The 20,491-nt window shown below is 48.3% G+C and carries 17 protein-coding genes; 3 read left to right on the top strand and 14 right to left on the bottom strand.

Annotated features, from left to right (window positions below; genetic code table 11):
• The first annotated feature begins 15 nt into the window (after nucleotides 1-15).
• Together Enr17x_RS10810 and Enr17x_RS10805 are read left to right on the top strand one after the other, a co-directional pair.
• A complete protein-coding gene (locus tag Enr17x_RS10810; protein ID WP_145308577.1) occupies nucleotides 16-618 on the top strand; it encodes a hypothetical protein in 603 nt (200 codons plus the stop codon).
• A gap of 221 nt (nucleotides 619-839) precedes the next feature.
• A complete protein-coding gene (locus Enr17x_RS10805; protein ID WP_145308575.1) occupies nucleotides 840-1,979 on the top strand; it encodes a tetratricopeptide repeat protein in 1,140 nt (379 codons plus the stop codon).
• Between the two features lie 131 nt (nucleotides 1,980-2,110).
• Here Enr17x_RS10805 and Enr17x_RS10800 read toward each other — a convergent pair whose 3' ends face one another.
• The 4 genes from Enr17x_RS10800 to Enr17x_RS10785 all read right to left on the bottom strand — a co-directional run bounded on the left by Enr17x_RS10800 (nucleotide 2,111) and on the right by Enr17x_RS10785 (nucleotide 8,112).
• Nucleotides 2,111-3,658, bottom strand: a complete 1,548-nt coding sequence (locus Enr17x_RS10800) for a HEAT repeat domain-containing protein (protein ID WP_145308573.1) — start codon at nucleotides 3,656-3,658, stop codon at nucleotides 2,111-2,113.
• A 129-nt stretch (nucleotides 3,659-3,787) separates the two neighbouring features.
• On the bottom strand, nucleotides 3,788-5,989 hold the full coding sequence (locus tag Enr17x_RS10795) for an alpha/beta hydrolase family protein (protein WP_198001092.1): 2,202 nt from the start codon (nucleotides 5,987-5,989) through the stop codon (nucleotides 3,788-3,790).
• A gap of 225 nt (nucleotides 5,990-6,214) precedes the next feature.
• The gene (locus tag Enr17x_RS10790) at nucleotides 6,215-7,066 is read right to left on the bottom strand and encodes a DUF1583 domain-containing protein (RefSeq protein ID WP_198001091.1); all 852 of its coding nucleotides are present in this window, start codon (nucleotides 7,064-7,066) and stop codon (nucleotides 6,215-6,217) included.
• 5 nt (nucleotides 7,067-7,071) lie between these two features.
• On the bottom strand, nucleotides 7,072-8,112 hold the full coding sequence (locus Enr17x_RS10785; protein WP_145308566.1) for a DUF1559 domain-containing protein: 1,041 nt from the start codon (nucleotides 8,110-8,112) through the stop codon (nucleotides 7,072-7,074).
• A 736-nt stretch (nucleotides 8,113-8,848) separates the two neighbouring features.
• Between Enr17x_RS10785 and lexA the strand changes: the two genes are divergently transcribed.
• Entirely contained in the window at nucleotides 8,849-9,451 is a 603-nt protein-coding gene (lexA, locus tag Enr17x_RS10780) for a transcriptional repressor LexA (RefSeq protein ID WP_145039453.1), read from the top strand.
• A 168-nt stretch (nucleotides 9,452-9,619) separates the two neighbouring features.
• Here lexA and Enr17x_RS10775 read toward each other — a convergent pair whose 3' ends face one another.
• The 10 genes from Enr17x_RS10775 to Enr17x_RS10730 all read right to left on the bottom strand — a co-directional run bounded on the left by Enr17x_RS10775 (nucleotide 9,620) and on the right by Enr17x_RS10730 (nucleotide 20,349).
• A complete protein-coding gene (locus Enr17x_RS10775; RefSeq protein WP_145308565.1) occupies nucleotides 9,620-11,017 on the bottom strand; it encodes a sigma-54-dependent transcriptional regulator in 1,398 nt (465 codons plus the stop codon).
• 390 nt (nucleotides 11,018-11,407) lie between these two features.
• Nucleotides 11,408-12,973: a sensor histidine kinase gene (locus Enr17x_RS10770; protein ID WP_145308564.1), complete on the bottom strand. Its 1,566-nt coding sequence runs from the start codon at nucleotides 12,971-12,973 to the stop codon at nucleotides 11,408-11,410.
• Nucleotides 12,974-13,119: 146 nt separating this feature from the next.
• Nucleotides 13,120-14,460: a PP2C family protein-serine/threonine phosphatase gene (locus Enr17x_RS10765; RefSeq protein WP_145308562.1), complete on the bottom strand. Its 1,341-nt coding sequence runs from the start codon at nucleotides 14,458-14,460 to the stop codon at nucleotides 13,120-13,122.
• Nucleotides 14,461-14,681: 221 nt separating this feature from the next.
• Nucleotides 14,682-15,758 carry a flagellar biosynthesis protein FlhB gene (gene flhB / locus Enr17x_RS10760; protein ID WP_145308560.1) on the bottom strand — a complete coding sequence of 359 codons (1,077 nt, stop codon included), beginning with the start codon at nucleotides 15,756-15,758 and terminating at the stop codon, nucleotides 14,682-14,684.
• Nucleotides 15,759-15,789: 31 nt separating this feature from the next.
• Nucleotides 15,790-16,779 (bottom strand): flagellar biosynthetic protein FliR, encoded by a 990-nt coding sequence (locus Enr17x_RS10755; RefSeq protein ID WP_145308558.1) that lies wholly within the window; start codon nucleotides 16,777-16,779, stop codon nucleotides 15,790-15,792.
• A 39-nt stretch (nucleotides 16,780-16,818) separates the two neighbouring features.
• Nucleotides 16,819-17,085 (bottom strand): flagellar biosynthesis protein FliQ, encoded by a 267-nt coding sequence (fliQ, locus tag Enr17x_RS10750; protein ID WP_145308555.1) that lies wholly within the window; start codon nucleotides 17,083-17,085, stop codon nucleotides 16,819-16,821.
• A gap of 51 nt (nucleotides 17,086-17,136) precedes the next feature.
• Nucleotides 17,137-18,102 carry a flagellar type III secretion system pore protein FliP gene (fliP, locus tag Enr17x_RS10745; RefSeq protein ID WP_232101018.1) on the bottom strand — a complete coding sequence of 322 codons (966 nt, stop codon included), beginning with the start codon at nucleotides 18,100-18,102 and terminating at the stop codon, nucleotides 17,137-17,139.
• A complete protein-coding gene (locus Enr17x_RS10740; RefSeq protein ID WP_145308551.1) occupies nucleotides 18,095-19,006 on the bottom strand; it encodes a FliO/MopB family protein in 912 nt (303 codons plus the stop codon). The genes fliP and Enr17x_RS10740 overlap by 8 nt, the downstream gene beginning before the upstream one ends.
• Nucleotides 19,007-19,064: 58 nt before the next feature.
• Nucleotides 19,065-19,772, bottom strand: a complete 708-nt coding sequence (gene fliN, locus Enr17x_RS29570; protein WP_198001090.1) for a flagellar motor switch protein FliN — start codon at nucleotides 19,770-19,772, stop codon at nucleotides 19,065-19,067.
• Between the two features lie 28 nt (nucleotides 19,773-19,800).
• Nucleotides 19,801-20,349: a flagellar basal body-associated FliL family protein gene (locus Enr17x_RS10730; RefSeq protein WP_198001089.1), complete on the bottom strand. Its 549-nt coding sequence runs from the start codon at nucleotides 20,347-20,349 to the stop codon at nucleotides 19,801-19,803.
• Between the last annotated feature and the right edge of the window lie 142 nt (nucleotides 20,350-20,491).

The following is a 20,491-nucleotide window of genomic DNA, read 5'->3' as shown; positions in this document are numbered from 1 at the left end:
ACAAGGAAGTAAGCGATGTCTATACAACCCAAAATTGCAAGTTTGCCTGCTATTGCCCTGGCAGCAATACTGGTCAGTGGTTGCCAACATAAACAGCATCACGCTCAGATTCCCTATGATTCTGTAGCACCTTTAGGAACGATCAGTGATGACATTTGGCAAAAGCAGGAAGAAAACGGAGAGGCTTCCGACTTCGTGATTGTCGAAAGTGAATTCGTTGGCGCGACTGCAAAGCTGAATGCTGCCGGCGAAGATCACATCAAACAAATCGCGGTTCGGATGATTTCAACTCCCTTTCCGGTTGTTGTTCAGCCCAGCTCGATGTCCGTCAAAGAATCGGATGAATACAAATATCCGATTCACGGAAATGACGACCTCGATATGCACCGTCGAAACGTAATCGTCAAAATGCTGCAGGCAATGAATGTCCAGGATGCTGACGAACGCGTCGTTGTGGCACCAGCCTTCACACCAGGCTTCGAAGGATTTGAAGCTTATCGAACCTACAACAACGGATTCAGAAACCGCAACAACGGTGGTGGTGGATATGGCGGATTCGGTGGATTCGGTTCAGGATTTGGCGGCGGCATCGGTGGTGGTGGCGCTGGTATCTTCTAATCGAAGAACAGGTTTTTGCTGAGATATTTTCATCCGGTGGACGGGTTCTTCTTTGGAATCCGTCCACTTTTTAATGACATTCATATGCACAACCCGGTGCTGCAATCTGTTGAAACGACTAGTACGAAACCAAACAACAGTTTCACTGAATATTTAAGTCATACAACTAAATCGATCTGATTTGAAATTAAGTCAGTCAAAACAACGCCAGGAACAGAATTATGAACAACAAAGGATTGTTTTGTTCAACTGTGATCCTTCTCATCACATTTTCAATTCAAGGCTGTGCCAGTCTAGGCAATCAGGTTTCCAAAGTGAAATCTGCCCTGCCAGGCCAGAAAAAGCCCCAAAACATGCTTGCGGCGGGCAGATCATACGAAAGTAAAAATGAATGGTTGGCCGCCCGGGAACAGTATGAAAAGCATCTCAAAAAGGATCCCAAAAGTGTCAAAGCCTGCCATCGGCTGGGAATTGTCTGCTCTCGCTTAGGAGATTCTGTTGCAGCCACACGCTATTTCACACAGGCACGACAGCTTGATCCGACCAACTCGGAAGTATTAAACGACTTTGGATACGCACTCTTCCAACGGGGACAATACGATGCTGCTGAAAAAATCTTTACAGCAGCATTACAGAACGATGCCAAAAACTCCCGCATCATCAATAATCTGGCATTAACCGTTGGTCATCAAGGGCGGTTTAAAGAAAGCTTCACGCTCTTCCGCAATATCATGCCTCCTGCAGAAGCACATGCGAATCTTGCCTACATCCACACTCAAAGAGGAGAAGGCGAACTCGCACTGGAAGAATATGATCTGGCCTTAACAGAAGACCCCACACTGGAAACTGCTGGTCTGGCCGCTGCAGAATTGGCGGAAATGAAAAATATTTACCTGGCAAAACAGGAACAAAAACCGGAACAAAAACTGGCTGCCAACCAGGGAACTCCTCAAACGAAGGCCCCCAAACGCGAAGTCACACCAGCCGAAACTCCAGCAAAGACACAGCCGGCAAGACAAACCACGCAGTTGGTCAGTGCGAAACAACCAGTGGAGAGAACTCCCAGACAGTCTCTTAACGCGACCACCCCAGTTGTTAGACAAAAGCTGATCTCACAGACTTCTCTGAAAGAGGAACAAGAAGAAATTCAGTTCAGGCCAGTTGTATCTCAACCCCCGGTCTCTAAACCTGTGATGTCCCAACCTGCAGTCAAGGCTGAAGAAGACGCATTGGAAATCAATACCTTCAATTCGATAGATGAACTCTCACTAGAGGAAAAGCCAGCGATCATCCGGATCTCAAACGAGAGCGAACCAGAAGAAACACTATTCCGTTCTCCCCAGGAGTTGTCAGAGAACTAAGCGTCGCCTTTGTTTTCGATGCTACTAATGGAGTGTCATTTTTAATATTTTGGTTAATGGAGATCATGAGAGTGCGACAAGGGAGAACGTAAACAACACTCCCCACTCTCAATTTCCAGTTTGACAAAGCACTAGCTCTTAGTCTGATCCAAACGAGCTTCGATCGCTTTCACCGTCGCAGCAGTTTGAAACTGAAAACTTCTGTTATCGGTGGTACGCTTGATTTCTTCAATTTTCTTCAGAGTTTTCTCGGTCCCGATCTCTTTGAGCACGCGCAGCACACCGACCAGAACCACAAAATTCGATGGATCTAGCTGTTCCAGTACAGCATCTTCCGCCCCGCTGCCATAAGCAATCAGCTTGGTCGAAATTCGATGCCCTTTAACCGGGTCTTTCATCAATTTTGCCACTGCCTCGATACCTTCCGGTGTCTTGTGTTTCAGGATCGCCTCAGCCACATTATCCAACCCCAGAATGTTGACATCTGACAGGACCTCAATCATTGCAGGGATATCATCTTTAGTAGACCAAACGACTAAGGCCTCCGATGCATCAGCGACAACAGAAATATCTTTGCTGTTCAAGACACAGATCAAGATTTGAGAGACTTGCTGCTTGTCCTTCTTCGGTTTGGCCTGACTTAATTTCTTGAGCGCTGCCTTGCGTTTCAAGATATTTTTTGATGCCAGATCTGTGAGAATTTCCTTCAGATCGGCATCAATATTCTCAGGAATCTCGAACTTGGAAGCTGCCTCCCGTTTCTTCCTTTCCGCCAGATGTTTCTTCCGCAATTCTTCCTGATCGGCTCTGAGCTTGGCCAACTCCTTTTCTGAGAGCTGTTTCGAAGAAATCGTGATCGGAATTTTGTGAACGCTAGTTTCAGAACGACGGAACATTTTGTAATTTAATAACAGGCTTTTCACGCCCCCCTGTTTTTTATCGAATTCAATCGTGCCTGTTCCCGATAGTTCAATTTCCGGTTCGCCATCCACAGTCCCCACGGTGCGATAAGAGTGAGTGACTGCAATCGTTACAGCATCCCCTTTCTCACCTGTGATCTTATATTCGGTTGTCTGTTTTGCCCCCATTGTCTTCTCAACATTCGAATCTCGAAACGGTAGCGGAATTCGGTCTGTGGAAATAATCGAAACAGTCGTTTTTTCACTTTCCGACCATTCAGACTTCCCCTCAGGAGAAAGCGGGATCAGATTGATTTTGGAAAGGTGCCCGATCAAATAAGGTAACAGCGAGGAGCCTTTCACCGTATCAATTTCGCCGAAACGATTCAGCTCAAGGACATGCGATTCAAATGCCCCTGACATACTATGAGCCAGCCCGGCAAACGGACTCCGATGACGATGGATGCGCATCGGAGGGATCAGCATTCGCTTACTTTTACTCTGCGTAGCAGAACTCAGTCTGCCCGTACACTTCACCGTAAAACTGTCGGCATCGGATTTGATCACTTGATACTGAGATACACCAGAGAGGGTCTCAGAGTAGTTTTCCATGGTGACGTCAATTTTCACCTGATAGGCAAATTGTTGCCCCTTCTCCCAACCATACTTTAATTTCACGCGTTCTGCGGCAGTCCCGGAAGCCGGCAGGGCGAACACCAGTAGCAGTGTCAAAAACATCCCAGCCACAGTTCTGGTTGTCAGTCGAATTCCTCGATACATGGAAAAACTCCTCTGAAGCGCATTAATTCTGGTTTGAGACAATCAGTCAGGATACACCTACACGATAGTATAAGTATCCTGATCTGAATTGCATCAACTTTTTTTAATTTTCGAAATCCCCGGGAATGCTCAACCTTTTAACAACCAGTCAACGGCCGCATTTTCCCGGTTAGCGGATTCATGAAACACTTCAACCTTGTTCAATAAACCAGCAGAGTTATAGGTTGCCTGCACGAGTTTCGGAACCGTTGCCGAACTGCCCGCCATCCAGAGTGCCGCAGGCTCACACAACGATAACAATCCGGTCACATCACCATATTTCACAGCCCCGGGCCAGAGTCGCAAATCCCGAATGTTCGTGATTTCGGTAAATCGAAACCCGCCTGTGTCAACAGCCAGACGACTGATTAATTCTGGTGAATGTGCACAGGCCGCAGCCGCCCGGACGCCGGAAAAACCAAAACCGGCCAGACTGATTGACTGCGGATTACTTTCGTGATGTTTCGAAAAGGAGAGCACGTTTAAAATATCGTGAATCTGCTTGGAAAAGACCGGGTGGTTATAGCCCAATGTATAACCGGCGAACTCACGAGGATTCTTTACTACGGGCATTTCTGTGGGCGCAGGTTGCTTCTGGTTAAAATCACCCTGATACAATACATCAAGCCCGGCCACCGCCGTACCCGCATCAACGAGTCTCTGAATCGGTGCCGCCAGAGAACCGTCCTGTTTGAGTAAGCCCGCCTTCCCCTTGTCGTCCAACCAGATCACGACTTTTTGATTCCACTGATTCGGCAGCAGAAACAGGGCCGGAGTGGCTTCCCCATAGCGTTTATTCTTAATCATTGTGAAATACTGGCGAAAGCCCTGCTTTTCTTCTTCCGAAAATTGCTCTGCTTCCAGATCATCTGCTCCAGGCAAAGAACGCCCGACCATCACTTCGAAAGCACCTCCCACGACACGACGATATTCGGCGAGGCTCTTCTGATCATGCGGAGTGAGCTCCTGAATCTGTCTGGCATTATTCCGGGCCAGTGTATGTAAAATTTTGATCTCAGACTGCTCATCGCCCGGAGGACCAGGATACTTTTTATTCCAGACTGACAACTCTTCGCGCGTCAGAGGTTCAAAATCGGCTTCGATGATCGGCGTTTTGATTCCCAGCTTGAAGTGCTGATTGAAAAACTCATACATCATCGCGCGGCTGACATAATTATAATTATGTGGGAACGGATAATATTTCCCGACTACATTTTCAGGAACCCCCATCATTTTGAAGTGCTGTTTCAACTCGGGCAGCCCCTTGGTTTCAATCTCTTTCGTCCAGTCATCCGCGGCCGTCATGCCCAGGGGACGAGGAGCAACCAGTGCGGCAAACTCGATGTTCCCCGTATCGACTCGTAAATAAGTCGCGTTTTCACAAGTGCAGCCCCCCTGCATTGCCGTCGAGACCATCACCGCCGGAAACGCCGCGGTGATCCGATTATCAATGGCGGCGAGAATGAAGGTCTGTGTTCCCCCACCACTGGCACCAGTAATACCAATCCGCTGCGGATCGACTTCAGGCAACGAACTCACCCAGTCCAATGCCCGAATTGAGTTCAACGTCTGCAAACCGAGCGCACTAATCAGACGCAACTCCGATTGCGCACTGAATAAACCCCAGTTCTTCTCGCTCGACATCTCCAGTCGCTGTTTCGCGAAACGATGAATCACATCGTAACTCAGACAGAATCCATCTGCATAACCCAGCATGTCATAATGAAAAACCATGCACCCCATCCGGGCCAGTTGCACACAACGGGCCTGCAATGGATATCTGCCGCCGACTTCATACTTTTCGGCACCCGCTTTGATATCTGCCTGAACGCGTTTTTCGCCACTGTCATAAAAACGGCCTTCCGCAAAGTGACCGTGTGGAGACAGAACCATCGGGAACGGGCCCTGCTTACCTTTGGGCCGATACAGATTTCCGGTGACATACAAACCCGGAGAACTTTCAAAGAAGACTTTCTCAACGGTGTAATCATCCCGATCGACTTTGCCGTGCACGGTCGCGTTGATCTTGGTGTTCTCCGGTTCCGGCCAGACTCCAGCAGCCACCTTAATTTGGCGTCGCACATACTCCGCCCGTTTTTCCCATGCTTCCGGTGATTCACTCGGCGTAAACGGGAAGTAGCCATTCAGATCTTTCAATTCTCCCAGCCGACTGTCATCGAATGCCGGAAGCTGGTCTTCTGCAAAGACATTGCCTGCACGAGAAGCGCCCTGAAAAACGCCAGCTGACAATAACGCCAACCCAATATTTTGCAAAGCTGACCTGCGATCCATTGAGAATTGGTCATCATTCTGAAACATCGTTCCCCCGCTTTCTCGTATGTTGCTCTGTGACAGAAAAATATAGCCGGAATTTCAGGCTGAATATGTTGTCTCCAGTCTAACCAGAGTCCCTTCACAGATGCCAGTCCGAGCTCGTTTTTTCACGATCACATGCTCGACAAAAGAGAATGCCACTGACTGCAACCAAAGCTTCTCGCAGTCAGATCAGTCCTTCGCTTAAGCTCGTTTCTTCACCCAGACTGCGGTCCCCAAAACGAGCAGTAAACCAATTCCCGCCAGCAGACTCCAATAAAGGGAAATGGATTCCGGCTGTGGAGCGGGTTGATAATGGGGCACATGCTGGCGTTCCCCTTTGGCCAGGGAATCCGGATGATTCGGAAACGACGCCGCTTTGATAAACAGGTCCTTCCACAATACTTGCACAGGAGTTTTGATATCACTTTGCTGTGCTCCCAGTCGTAGCAGGTCTACGTCAGCAGTTCCCAGTTCCACTTCACGTAATTCCCGAAATGAACCGTCTGTCCCGTCCATCACGAAAAAGGTCAACAGATTCCCTGTTCGGACCAGTTTCAGTTTTCCGGAATCGGTTTTGGCATCGAACAGTTTCACGTTATGCTTTCGTTGCGCGTCCTCCGTTGTCGACAAGGTTGCATTAAAAACATGCTTCTGTTTCGGACGTAGCAATCGTCCAATGTTAACCGCCGACTCTTTCTCATCATGCATTTTCAGGTACAACCCCGGCCCCATTCCGTAGCCCGATTCCGGGTTTTTCCAGGCGGGAACTTCATAAGATGCAATGATTTCAAAGTCACCCCGAATTTGAAAACGCGGACTGACTCCAACCGCATTCAACTTATATCCTGCCGGCAGGTTAAATAACAAACCATCGGCCTGAGGCTCCAGCAACCTGACAGTCCCCCTGCCCAGCGGCACCAGCAATTCATTATCAAATTGCTCACTCAAAAAGCTGAAAAAAATCTCGCGATCCGCAGATTCTGCAGATAACGGTGAAAGAAAGCTTAACGCCATCCACACCACAAATGCCCAGCAGAGTCTGGAATTCGTCACCTGCTTCATATCCCCAACCCCGCAGTCTGCTCTCCACCGGAAATCGTACCCAGTGATCGCCAGATTTCCGCATTGATATTTTCATTGACAAACCGGACGCCCCCATCCCCCAGCAACACATTGACGCCATTCGCGTGCCAACTGGAGGGATTCAGGATCACGCCATCCCAGGTAAAACCATTCTTGCAGTTTATCCGGTTGGGCGTCCGCACATGGTTATAACGAGTCCAGTTCATGTTGCCTGCCAGCCAGGTTTGCCCTGATTCAACATCATATTGATACGCGCTCGCCGTCTGAGGCGTTAAACTCCCGCAGGCCTCTGCGAATTGGCTTTCCGTCCAGACTCCCTGTAGATTATAAAGGTCCGACAGGGGATCAATCAGCGTGTCATCCCAGGTCCCTTTAGCGTGCTCGCTGAACATGGCGGTATTGGAAAGACCATCCGTCACATCGCCCAGACGGACACTGCTGTTCTGGCCAAACATGCCATTCCCCTCACGGCCCGACCAGGAACTGCCATTACAAGAACGGTAGTTATTCGGTCCCCAGCGACCTTTCAACCGATCCAGATCACTGGGACAGAGAAACACACTTAACCTCGTCGCGGCAGCCGGGCCGTTCACCACCTCATCAAACCGCTTGGCCAGTTCGTCCTGCTCGTCATTGGCAGCATTCACAAAGGGGTGAAACGGAGCCACATTGAAGTTGAGCTGGTTGTAGACAACCGACTGATCAAGGTAAGGCAGTAACAAAGCATGAGCGGAATACCTCCGATCATCGAGTGTCCCCAATGAAGAAATCGGCCCATCATAATCTGTCCCCACTCCAAACGGCAGAACTTGGTGCGAATCATGATACGCCTGCACTGCCAGACCGATCTGTTTCAGATGATTAGCACACTGCATTTTTCGAGCTGCTTCTCGCACTCTCTGTACGGCAGGCACTAACAAAGCAATCAGCAAACCGATAATGGTCAAGGTGACCAGTAATTCAATCAGAGTAAATCCGCGCCGCACCCTGGTCTGTGGACTCAACGTTTCAATCACCTGCTTCGAGTTCCCACTTCCTGGATTACATGAACTGAGCCTTAAAGTATCCGGCTGCTGGTTCCAATGCCTTTCGACTCAAGAATCCTAAGTAGCCATTAGCTAGACATACATGAACCTTGAAATCCTTCTACTTTTTTTGATTTTGTCTAAATTAATTATTAATTTCTAATTTTTCTATGTTAAGAATCACGTTCCACTATACAACCTACTAGTGAGACAAGCATATTGTGCAGGTTTTCAGAGATAAACGCGTATCTTACTTAGATGAGTCACTCTTATTTGGTATTTTTTTAAAGGGTACTTTTAATATCAGTCAACTCACCTACAGTAATGCTATCAACTCTCTATGAACATTTTGACAAATATCCAGAAAAACATCCTTTTTTTTATAACATAGTTAATAAACCACAACTGCAATATTTTCAGCAACTTACATCCACTACATAAGGTAAAACTGCTGTCAGAAACGCCTAAATGGCAATTGGAATTTCATGTTTTTTGATTGCCATACTTGCCGTGTAGACGACAGTATACTAGAATAAAAGACACACACACGTTACTCAGGATTTTCAATGCTTATCACACATATGAAACACCCTCTTTTGTCCTGATATCGTAAGTTGTTTTTTAAATCCCAATTCATGTTCGTTTTGGGTAATACGTTTATGGATTCCTGTTTGTTCCAGGAATCAATGATTAGTTCACTCTTCTTTAAGAAATGAGGTACTTTGTTATGGCAGGCACCAAAGCAAACCTTACACAACGTCAACAAGAGATTTACGATTTCTTGAAAGACAAAATTATCAACCGGGGATATGGACCAACTGTCCGTGAAATCGGTGCGAATTTTGGCATCCGCTCTCCCAATGGCGTGATGTGCCACTTGAAGGCTCTGGAAAAGAAAGGGCTGATTACCCGCGAATCTCACATGTCACGGGCAATTCAACTCTGTGACCATTCACAGAAACGAACACGTCTTCCACTCGCCGGACAGATTGCCGCTGGCAGTCCTGTTCTTGCTGTGCAGGACGACGAGCACATCGACTTCGGACCTTTGTTTGATCCCGATGATCAGTTCTGCTTGAAAGTCAAAGGCGTCTCCATGATCGAAGATCAGATCGCGGATGGCGACTATGTGATCGTTCACAAGCAAAACACATGCAAAGAAGGCGATATTGTTGTCGCTTTGGTTGATGGTCAGGAAGCAACACTGAAACGCTACTACTCAGAAGGCGATCGAATTCGTCTTGAGCCAGCGAATTCCAGTATGCAACCGATCTATTCCAAAAACGTTGACATCCTTGGAGTTGTGACCGGGGTCATTCGAAAATACTAATTGAAACCCACAACGTCGCCTGCGATCACAGCATTGCAGGCGACAGCCATTTAAAAAATGCGATCAACTCCTTCCATGAGTGATCTGCCATTTTTCAAAATGCTTTCAAAAAATGCTCTGGTATTTTACCAGAGCATTTTTTTTTGAAATCTAAAGTGATCAAACAACCTAGCCAGCAGCCCGCGTCTGATACTGATTCAACTTATTGTAAAGTGTCTTGAGAGCAATTCCCAACTCGGCCGCACATTTGGGCTTATCACCATCATGCTTATCCAGGACGTGGTAAATTACTTCCATTTCAATGTCCCGCAGGGTTTTCCCCTCAGCTCCCTCAGTCCAGTTCACAGCAGTCGAACTGGAGGAAATGGGAATCGAAGAATTACGGGTTAAATTGGCTGGTAGATCTTCTGGCATAATCTGTACACCATCCCAAAGAATCACGGCATGCTCTAATGCATTTGCCAATTCCCGGACATTTCCCTTCCAGTCATAAGCCTGCAGGATCTCAATGGTCTCCGGTGCAAGAATATCATGGGGAATCGAATCCTTCTTCAGATGACGCTTCAGCAACACACGAGAAATTTCAGGAATATCTCCTTTACGCTCTCGTAAAGCAGGCAAGTTAATCTCAAATGTATTCACCCGGAAATAGAGGTCTTCACGAAACGTGCCCTCATTGACCATGTCCTGCAAATCCCGGTTGGTGGCACAGACAATGCGAACATCAACATGAAATGTTTCGCTGTCACCGACCCGTCGTACTTCACCCGATTCCAGAAAACGCAGCAGCTTGACCTGCATGGTTTTATCAAGCTCACCCAGCTCATCCAAAAAGAGGGTACCGCCATTGGCAATTTCAATCAGCCCTTTGCGTGGCGTATCAGCCCCTGTGAAAGCACCTTTCCGATGTCCGAACAGTTCGCTCTCTACCAGATTTTCAGGCAACGCGCCACAGTTAACCGGCACAAACGGCATTGAAGCACGCATGCTCAAATCATGCACCCGTCGCGCGACCAGTTCCTTACCCGTTCCGGTTTCTCCCAAAATCAACGCCGTTGAATCAGTGGGGGCGATTTTCTCAATTAGTTTTTTGACCCGCAGCATCGGAGGCGTTTCACCAACAATCTGGCAAGGCCCTTCCACACTCTTCAGCCGTGATTCCAGTGCGTAATTTTTGTTCTGCAGGGAACGTTTATCTGCCACCTTCTGGAGCACAGTTGCAATATCAATCAGCTTGCAAGGCTTGGGTAGAAAATCGTATGCACCACGACGAATCGCCTGGATCGCCTCATCAATACTGCCGTGGCCGGTACTGATAATGACTTCTGTCTCGGGTGATACCTTATTAATATGATCAACGACATCCCAGCCGCTAAGGCCAGGCATCCGCAAATCTACAATTGCGGCGTCAAACGTAATCTTATCTAACGCAGTCAAAGCCGACTGACCATCTTCACAAATGGTGACATCATGTCCCATGCGTGGCAGCTCAATTCGCATCACTTCCCGAATGGCTGCTTCATCGTCGACAAACAAGACTCGTAATTTATTGACCGAATTACTCAAGTTGTGCTCCTTCTTCCTGCTTCAGCATCCTGCCAAAGAGAAAGCCATTTAACAAATTTCAGAACCGAATGGTATTCAGGAAGGATAAGGGGAAAGGTTCTGAAGAAACCCAGTTCGAATCGGTCGAACGCATCGTTTTCTCCAGATTTGACATTCAATTGCGTCGTCCCGGAACCGGGACTCCATCCAAGACCTTTCTCTGCACAATACGCGAAACGTAAGGAAGGGGGATTTTCAAGGCAATCTGCTGTACAGAGAACATCCATTTTCTCCTGCATCGTTAACTTTATGTGAATCATTCGTGGGGGGTGACGATTGATATCAGATTTTTAAATTCGTGGCAATCGGAGAATTGCAGAAAGTCCGTTTCAAAAAAATTAACTTAACTTTTTACGCTGCCTTACTTTGTGACTTTGCTTTTTTGGGGAGATCTACAAAAATTGTACTCCCCTTCCCTGGCCCTTCACTCTCCACTTCGATCTCGCCCCCATGATCCTTAATAATCCGGTGGGTAATCGACATCCCCAACCCCGTGCCAGTTCCATCAGCGCGTTGAGTAAAGAAGGGATCAAACAACCCTTCCTTCACTTCCTGGGTCATCCCGCACCCATCATCCTTGAAAATCAGGGTTACTGAATCCACATTTTCACGCACCTGGATTTCCAGATTCCCCCCCACTTCCATTGATTCCAGCGCGTTGGTCATGACATTCAACACAACCTGCTTGATCTCAGCAGGGTTAAACTCCGCGTTACAAGGCCCCTTTGATTCAAAATGGATATTCCGCCCTTTGAGCCGTTTGATCAAACCGACCATGGAGCAAACTTCCTCGATGACGCCAGACAGATCATTCCTACTCCGGACAGAATTCTGCCCCCGAGAAAAATCAAGTAACTTTGATGTGATCTCCCTGCAGCGCATGGCTTCGCGCTGAATCAAGCCAAGATATTGCTCGACGACCTCAATCTCAGACTCCTCGCAATGCGGCTTCAGATCCAGCATCCGCCCCTGTAGCGACTCAGACGCCATCGAAATGGCAGACAACGGGTTATTGATTTCATGGGCCACGCCTGCAGCCAGAACCCCGATTCCGGCCAGTCTTTCTGACCGTACCAGCTGTTTACTGCGTTCGTCGACTTTGTGATTCAGTTCATCCCGTTTTTCCTTAAACCGCATCGTCATCTGGTTGAATGCTTCTGCCAACTCAGCCATCTCGTCGTTTGATTTGATCTTGAACTGATGATCAAAATGCCCCTGGGCGACAATTCGAGCCCCTTCATGTAGCTCCTGAATGGGAGAGAGCACTGTCCGGTACCCGTACCAGATCAGACAGCCAAAGGCGATAAACACAACCAGACAGGTCACCCAGACCAAATTGGAACGGGAACGGTAAACTTTCGAGGCCCGGTCCAGAACGGCTTTCGTACTGGAGGGAATATCACGGACTTCCATCATCAGTGTTTCCAGCCGCGCGATTTCCAGAATCATCTTATCGGCGACCCGGTGTCGCTCTTGAGGATTCTCCAACTGCGCCTGCATCAGTGACAGATTCTTCAGCGTTGTTTTGCTCGAACTATGCTCACTGAGTTGTGACTTTACAAAGCCCTTCCAGGTCCCTAAAGCCGGGTCTGGGACGCGATCCACCTTTTGAAGAAACCCCTCAATTTCGGTATAAACTTCTTGAAGTTGTGTTTGGAACTTCTGCTGATAATGAGCACTGGCGGCTGAGTCGGGCCGTGCGTCCCGGATTTTCTGAAGCGGATCATTAAGGGCTGCCACCGAGACAATCATCCGATCGCGGTCAGGTAGATCATTCAGTGAATAATTAAAATCCTGGACGGTTGCATCATAAGATTGCAACCCGGAAACAGCCCCGTATGCCAGTACAATCAGCATACAGAATATGATTCCCAGCCCCAGACCTAATTTCCGCCTGATTGTTTGAGTAAAGAACACACCGACCTCCGTGTCACAAGTGCTTCAAAGCCACTGAAATAAGAGCCGAATCATACCTGAAAGGGAATGGAAATCCAATGTTAAATTAGTAAAAGATCTGGCGGGATCCGACTGATCTTTTCGCTCCCTGTGTCCTGTTAGGGAGGTCAATCGTCCTGAGACGCCGTCGGTGGCCCTTTTTTCCAACGTGCCTGATGAACCATCTCTTTTCGGTAAGAGTGCAAACCGGTCATTAAAATATCAATCGCTCGAGAAAAGTCCCGAAACGCCTGCAGATACTTCTTCTTTTCCAGCTCTTCCTTGGCTTCGTAATAAATTTTATTATGCGCCGACCATTCAATCGTCCACTCTTCTTCCATCGCAGCACGCTGCAATTCAGATTCCATCGTCGTCAGATACTGCAGGAAGTCGGTATTGAATTTCAACCGTTCGGAACGGTAAGGCTTCCATTCGACCGTCTTGTTCGTATCCAGATAGGCCTCGCGCTGGTTGGACTCGCGTTGTGCAAACACTTTTCGAACCAGCAGCATCACTAACAACGACATGCCCCCAAAGGTCAAAAACTCCCCTTTGTCAAATTTAGTTAAGATCCACATCAGGATCCCGGTCGCAACCATGAGTGACGCGCCCCAGACTCCGGCTAGCCATAACCAGTCACTGTACCCTTTGTCGAGTTCCAGGTCCGGTTCCGGTTCCGGAGGTTTCACCTGTGACAGATTTCCATCCGGTAATTCTCCGACCCGGACGACAACCACCGAGATATTATCTGAGCCTCCTCTCAAATTGGCCAGGTTGATCATCAATCGACAAGCATCGCGGGGGTCCAGATACTTGGCGATCATCCCGATTTCTTCATCTTTCAAATGGCTCGTCAAACCATCACTGCACAAGATATAACAGTCGCCAGCCATCACCGGATAAGGCCCCTCAATATCAACCTTCACCACCGGTTCGGGACCTAATGAGCGGGTAATCACATTTCGGGGTTCATTCAGATAAACTTCTTCAGGTCGCATGCGCCCCTGTCGAATCAGCTCCCATTGTAAACTGTGGTCGAACGTCAGTTGGTCAATACGATTTTCTCGTACCCGGTAGACTCGGCTGTCTCCCACATGACCTATCACGGCTCCCTCAGCACAGAGACAGAGCGAGCTGCAGGTCGTTCCCATCCGCATAAATTCGCGATTGGCCATCCCCCGCTCATTAATCGCCTGATTGGCAACTTCGATGGCTGATTTCAAAGATTTTGCGACAGGCCCGGGTTTATTTTTAAAGAACGTATGCGGCACTGTCTCGGACGCCATCTTACTCGCCAGTTCCCCAACGGCGTGCCCCCCCATTCCATCGGCTACAAGAAAGAAATGCCCATGATCGCGCCAGCTTTCCTGGTCTTTACAAATGCGGACAGAGATGGAATCTTCGTTATTCCTCCGCCGAAAGCCAACATCACTCTGCGATGCGAACTGAACCGGATGTTCCCAACGCATGAATTCCCCTTAAACAAGCCTGAAAGTCGCTAACTGGATCGGCCGATCCTTCTACATTGTATCTTGGTGAGAAACAGGATCAAACACCAGAGACCACCTCAAGAAAACCCGCTTTTGTTACTGAAAATTAACGAAAACGGGTAATTTTGCGGCTTGAAAGCCCCTCGGTTCCGTCGGTAGTGAAACTCAGTTTACGCTACAGACAATGTTTCCAGCAACGCTTATGCGTCCGGCATCGACTTCCCGGTCAGATTATAGACGTAAGCCATAATTTCCACGAACACTTCGTATAATTCGAAAGGAATTTCCTGGCCTGTTTTCACATCACGGTACATCTGCCGCGCGAGTGCTTTCCGCTCAATAATCGGAATCCCATGTTCGTTGGCAATTTTACGAATCTGAAATGCGATCTCCCCTGCCCCTTTGGCTACAACAACCGGTGCCGGCATCGACTCCGGATCGTATTTGATCGCAATCGAGATATGAGTCGGGTTGGTAATCACCACGTCAGCAGATTCCACTTTCGAAAGCTCCTGCGACATCGCCAGCTTCCGGTGTGCTTCACGACGACGCTGACGAAGTAGAGGGTCTCCTTCCATCGATTTCATCTCTTCGCGAATTTCCTGCTTGCTCATCATCAGGTCTTTTTCATGCTTCCATTTCTGAAATGCATAATCGATGCCCCCCAGCACTATTAAAGCCAGTGCCAGCAGAATTCCCAGTTCGACAGTGGAATTAAAAATATCGCGCAGAATCGTTTCGGGGGGTGCCCCCATTAAAGCCAGAAAATTAGGGAAGACCAGATAGCTGAACCAGATTGCGATGATCACCAGCAGACTCAGTTTCCCAAGACTCACAGCCAGCTTCACTAAACCACGGACTGAGATGATCCGCTTGGCCCCTTCAATGGGATTCAATCGCTCCCACTTAATCTGTAATACATCAGGTGACATCAGAAAACCAACCTGCACAATATTTAAGAGCACCGCTGAAATGAACAACACAATCATCGTCATCGCGGTTCCCTGCAGGAACAATTTGATAATGGCTTCGCAACGTTCGATCAACTTCACAGGTTCCATCTGCAGCCAGACCGGCGTTGTCAGTGTGAGCTCCATAAAGTTTTTCATCTCATTGCTGAGACCAACCGCGAAAAAATAGAGGACACAGGCCGCCGCCAGCATCATGCCAGCCGCATTTAAGTCGGTACTTTTCGCAATGTTCCCTTTCTCGCGGGCTTCATTGCGCCGGCGATCGGTGGGTTGCTCGGTTTTTTCTCCACTGTCATTTTCTGCCATAGAACTCTAGATCTCAAACCGTTTTTACATCTTACATCACTGCACTGCGACTCAATTGGTCAATGGCCGACGGGATCGACTCCACCACGATGTCTGCTGCTCCGGACAAGGTAAACATCAACACCAGCAGGCTGATCATGGCCCGAATCGGAAATCCAATGACCAGCACATTGATCTGCGGAACAGTATGCCCCAGATAGCCCATTGCGATGGAAATCAACGCACTGATCGCCAGTAACGGCGCAGCCACTTTAATGGACAACACTAACGACTGATGCATCAATGACTGCAGCAGATCGAGTGTATTTGTAGAAACGATTCCTTCTCCGACCGGGAAGACCTGAAATGTATCCATCAGGGACGATAACATTAACAAGTGCCCATTCACCGGTTCCATGACCAGGAAAACCGTAATCCCGATAAAATACAGATACTGACCACTGAGGGACGCATTCATATCAAAACCGGGATTAAAGACTTCACCTAAAGCCATCCCCGCCTGCTGGTCAATCATCTGACCTGCCATCTGCAGACTTAATAAAATGATGTAGACCCCCAGCCCCAGCGCGAGTCCTAATGTGAGTTCCCCTAGAATCGACCAGACATAATCCAATAATGAAGCAGGCATGTTGACCACAAACTTGTAGTCATTCACTGTCAATTCGCGTGTTCCCTCACGGCCGGCACTGATTACCAGAGCTTCGAAGCGGTCCTGCAAGTGAGTCGGGACTTCATCTTGACTGAGCCGCTGATCCTGATTCGCATCCAGTTCGTAAAAACCAACGATAACCTGATCGTGTAGCGTCGGAGTAATCAGCAAAGCCAGGCACAGAATTAATAAGATGCGAATATTGGTTGGAAAAATCGGCTGACCAAACACCGGACCAATAATCATCAGGCCACTGAGACGGAACAGGACCAACGTGAATGCATAAAACTGCAGCATGGCCCATTGCAGAATCTGTCCCGGAGCCAGCTGCAACAAAGGATTCATTACGTATTGGTCGAGAAGTTCACTCACGAGTTTCTCATATTCTCTGTTTCAGCGGCTTCCACAGATTCAAATGCGGGAAGGAATGTTCGTAATCAGGTTTGTGCTGTATTCAACAAGCAACGAAGTGATCCAAGGCAAGGTATACAGAATCGCCAGGACCATCATGATAATTTTAGGAACAAAACTGATTGTCTGATCTTGAATTTGAGTGACTGCCTGCCCGATACTGATTACCAGACCGACGACAACCGCTGTCAGCATGACCGGTCCGCTGACTTCCAGCATGATCAGCAATCCTTCTCTCCCCAGATCCAAAACTGTTGAACTATCCATATCTCACACCTGTAATTAAGAATCATCCGGGCGCAATGCGAGCGCCCGAATTCAGCCGACGGCCCTGATGCTTTCCAATAACATCCCCACAGTTAACAGCCAGCCATCGATCAATACAAATAACAGAATTTTGAAAGGCAATGAGATCAAAACCGGGGGCAGCATCATCATCCCCATGCTGATCAGAATCGAACTGATCACCATATCGATCACAATAAAAGGCAGATACAACTGGAAACCAATCAGAAACGCGGTTTTTACTTCACTCAACATGTATGCCGGCAGCAGAACTGTCAGAGGAACTTCATCGTAATCACTGGGCGCCTTGTAGTCGGCTGCACCAGGAGAACCGGGCAACGGTTGCTGATAGTCCAGAAACATCCATACCGTGTCACTGTTTCCAGTGAGCTCAATCTGATCGCTCATAAACTTTCGTAGAGGGGACACCGTTTTCTGGAAGGCTGCTTCCAGTGTCACGGGCGCCTGTTCTGTCTGATGCGTGTACGGTACGATGCCTTCCTCATAGGCTTTTTGCCAAATGGGAGCCATCACCATCACAGTTAAAAACAGGCTGAGTGAAGTCAGCACCTGGTTCGGAGGAAGTTGCTGTGTTCCTAATGCCTGCCTCAATAAACCGAACACGATCACAAAACGAATGAAGCTCGTTGTCATGATCAGAATCGATGGTGCGAGACTCAAAACGGTCAACAACAAGAACAGCTTCAGTGTAGAATTAAGCCCCTGAGGTGATGTCATCTGCTCGACATCCAGCATTTCCGGCACACCCGGATTCCCATTTTCCGGTGCTGCTTGAGCGGTTTGCTGCTGAGTGAGTTGTGGATTCTGATTCGCGATACTTTGATTTGATAATGCCTGGTTTGTCACAGCAGGCTGCGCCTGCACAACTGGAGACGCTGCTGCGAATGCCAGCAGACACACAACGGCCAGAAATGTATTTTTCCCATAGAGAAACACACAACCAGCAATCCGTTCTTGCTGAACCCACTGCTTATGCATGTCCGGACTCCGCTTCTTCATTCAGCGACTGCCGTGACGACTGCATCAGCTTCTGCTGCAGACGAGAGATCGGAGAATCATAGTCGGCAGGGGCTTCCAGCTCAGTCTCACGTACCGACTGGTCCGGCTTTGCTTTGACTGCCTGCGAAAAAAGGGAGTGCGACGGATTTTGATCTGTGTCTGCCTGCTTATTTTGAGCTGACTGAAACAGATTCAGAAATGCGGAATTGGATCGCGCAGACTGATTCCGTTCCCGGCACATGCCTGTAATCAGGTCAACTTCAACCGGGTCCAGAACTTCACTGAGCATTTCCAGACCAGCAGGAGACGAACCTAAAATCAAAATTCGCGAACCGCACCGCACAAAATGAATCGTCTGCCGTGCATCCAGAGGCTTCTTTCCTAAAACTTCAACCACTTCTCGTGGCAGATTGACAGACGCCAGAGGGCTATGTTTTTTGAATAACTTCGCAGAGACCAGGATAATTGCGATGACGACCAGTAGCGCTCCCAGAGTTCCCCAGATTGAAGGAGCCGCTCTTGTCCCTGCCTTGTTTGTATTACTTTGGCTTGACTGCTTTTGACGATCAAGGGGGGTAATCGGATTGGAAGCGACGCTCATTTTCCTGACAGGCTGCGTGTTGCGTTGCATCCCCTGTGCCGGTGCGGGCAATCCACGTTGTACCATTTGACTGGAACGAGTATTCCCTGCCTGCCTTGGTATTCCCTGCTGAAAATTGCGTGGTGCCTGTTGTGAATACTCGGTGAGTTCGTTCACATTTCCTCGTGATTGTGATACCCCCGAAGTTCGAAACGCAGGTGCCCCGTCTGCAGACAACGCAGGAGAAACGCAAGTCAGACTGCAAAGCAGGATCAGCACAGAAAAACAGAAAAGACGAATCATGGAATCCTTTACATCGTCAATCAATTTAGATACAGGAATTCGTTTTCCTGTTCAGGATTTAAAGTTCCGGGGAGATAATCTCTGCCACTCGTACACAGAAATTGTCATTCAACACAAGAACTTCCCCCCTTGCGATAATCCGTCCATTTACCAGAATATCTACAGGATCACCTGCCAGTTTATCTAAAGGGACGACAACCCCTTCTTTCATTTTTAAGACTTCTTCAATCAGTAACTCCGTTCTTCCCAACTCAATGCATAAGTCCAGTTCCACATTTTGCAATGAAGAAAGTGCCATTGCTTCTTCTGGATTACTGGCCATCGATTCAAAATTGGGAAACTCGAATGATTTAGTGCCCCCCAGATCACCGGGGATACCACTGCCGGGCCCGAGATTGGGAGAAATCGCCGCTGCCAGATTGGCTTCCGCCTGATTCAATAACGCTTCGGTCTCTGCATGTGAAGAAATGGGCATACCAGACTGGTCATCAGCTGACTCTGTGTGCTGATTGAACAGCGCATCAATGTCATCGTTGTTGACCACGGGACTTCCTCCCGCGTCTGGTTCACCCTCCCCAGGATCCGCACCAGCACCTTGCAACAATTTTTCGATATCGGAAGGATCCAGCAGTTCGTCTGCCCCTCCGGGATCCTCTTTCGCTGCCTCTTTTGGCGGAGCGGGATCGGCAGGCGCATCCTGCCCCTGCGCACTAAGGAGCTTTTCTATTTCTGAGGGATCCAGAAGATCATCATTCTCATCTGCCACGGTTGTATCCTGTTATGCTATTCACACATCATTGCGTCAGAGTTCGATATTCGCTGATCACGATTTCTACTACATAACTTTTCTTCAGAACCTTGTTAATGGCCTCTTTCATCATGCGTTTCATCGTACCCAATTGCGGGTCATTCAAATCGCTCAAGCTCGATTTTCGAACGACTTCAATCACAGCCTGCTTAACACGCGCTTTACTTTGTTCCTTGACCATTGATTCAAAATCTGCAGCCGAGCCTTGCTCTACCAGCGCCACCAGGTTGAACGTCACATGAATTGTTGCGCCAGGTTCGGCGATATTATTCGTGACACTGAAGTTATCAATGGGGACTTCCGATGTTACGTTCGTACTCTCGGGAGCGATTTCATCCGGAATTTCTTCCGGTGGCCCCGATGGTGCCAGCAGCCAATAGGAAATACCGATCTGAAGCACGATGACCAGCAGCAACAGTCCTCCGACCTTCAAGAGCTTTGCTTTTGAGTGACCACCAGAGGCTTCCGTCTCTGCAGCAGCTGTTTCTGCTTCCGAATCGACACCAGCTTCGTCTGTTTCGGTGTCTGTTGCCACGAGTCTCCTCCTTGAACTCTCGCACCCTGTTTTTGAGCAAAGACAAATCCCTTGTCTTTATGACGTACCGCTTATAGCGGACATTCGATTCAACAGGCAAAGCGAATAAAAACCGTGTGAATCAATCTATTTGCTCGATCAG

Origin of the sequence: Gimesia fumaroli, from assembly GCF_007754425.1 — a bacterium.
In the GTDB taxonomy this organism is placed as follows: domain Bacteria; phylum Planctomycetota; class Planctomycetia; order Planctomycetales; family Planctomycetaceae; genus Gimesia; species Gimesia fumaroli.
This window is presented reverse-complemented; position numbering and strand designations above follow the sequence as displayed.

Coding starts and splice junctions, on each gene's coding strand:
- Enr17x_RS10810 (WP_145308577.1), top strand. CDS start 16: ATGTCTATACAACCCAAAATTGCAAGTTTGCCTGCTATTGCCCTGGCA.
- Enr17x_RS10805 (WP_145308575.1), top strand. CDS start 840: ATGAACAACAAAGGATTGTTTTGTTCAACTGTGATCCTTCTCATCACA.
- Enr17x_RS10800 (WP_145308573.1), bottom strand. CDS start 3,658: ATGTATCGAGGAATTCGACTGACAACCAGAACTGTGGCTGGGATGTTT.
- Enr17x_RS10795 (WP_198001092.1), bottom strand. CDS start 5,989: ATGGATCGCAGGTCAGCTTTGCAAAATATTGGGTTGGCGTTATTGTCA.
- lexA (WP_145039453.1), top strand. CDS start 8,849: ATGGCAGGCACCAAAGCAAACCTTACACAACGTCAACAAGAGATTTAC.
- Enr17x_RS10765 (WP_145308562.1), bottom strand. CDS start 14,460: ATGCGTTGGGAACATCCGGTTCAGTTCGCATCGCAGAGTGATGTTGGC.
- flhB (WP_145308560.1), bottom strand. CDS start 15,758: ATGGCAGAAAATGACAGTGGAGAAAAAACCGAGCAACCCACCGATCGC.
- fliQ (WP_145308555.1), bottom strand. CDS start 17,085: ATGGATAGTTCAACAGTTTTGGATCTGGGGAGAGAAGGATTGCTGATC.
- fliP (WP_232101018.1), bottom strand. CDS start 18,102: ATGCATAAGCAGTGGGTTCAGCAAGAACGGATTGCTGGTTGTGTGTTT.
- Enr17x_RS10740 (WP_145308551.1), bottom strand. CDS start 19,006: ATGATTCGTCTTTTCTGTTTTTCTGTGCTGATCCTGCTTTGCAGTCTG.